The sequence below is a fragment of the Vibrio sp. 1288 genome (genome assembly GCF_033344475.1).
Map to the genome: position 1 here is coordinate 1 of NZ_JAWPOX010000370.1, position 784 is coordinate 784.

1 protein-coding gene is annotated in these 784 nt (G+C 52.4%); it reads left to right on the forward strand.

The features are described 5' to 3' along the window. Nucleotides 1-784: phosphoenolpyruvate carboxylase (locus R8O11_RS26830; RefSeq protein WP_318194823.1), on the forward strand; the 784-nt coding region annotated here is incomplete at both ends.

Sequence of the window (784 nt, forward strand, 5' to 3'; positions counted from 1 at the left end):
GCGTCTAAACGTCCGCTACTGCCACGCGATTGGGAACCATCAGAGCCTGTCAAAGAGGTTTTAGACACCTGTAAGATCATCGCTCTGCAACCGCGCGAAGCGTTCGGTGCTTACGTCATCTCAATGGCTCGTACCGCCTCAGACGTACTCGCTGTGCACCTATTACTGCAAGAAGCGGGCTGCCCTTACCGTATGGATGTTTGCCCTTTGTTCGAAACTCTAGACGACTTGAACAATGCAGAGTCGGTCATTAAGCAGCTAATGAGCATCGACCTTTACCGTGGCTTTATTCAAAACCACCAAATGGTCATGATCGGCTACTCTGATTCAGCAAAAGATGCGGGTGTCATGTCGGCAGGCTGGGCTCAGTACCATGCTATGGAATCTCTAGTTAAAGTGGCAGAAGACGAAGGTGTTGAGCTGACTCTGTTCCATGGTCGTGGCGGCACCGTTGGTCGCGGCGGCGCACCTGCACACGCGGCTCTGCTGTCTCAACCACCAAAGAGCTTGAAAGGCGGGTTACGCGTAACAGAACAAGGCGAAATGATCCGCTTTAAACTGGGTCTACCAGATGTTGCGGTAAACAGCTTCAACTTGTATGCAAGCGCCATTTTGGAAGCAAATCTACTGCCACCACCAGAGCCCAAACAAGAATGGCGCGACTTGATGGAAGTCCTGTCGGAAGTGAGCTGTGAAGCTTACCGTGGCGTCGTCCGTGGCGAACCAGATTTTGTTCCATACTTCCGTCAAGCGACGCCTGAACTAGAGCTAGGCAAACTGCCGC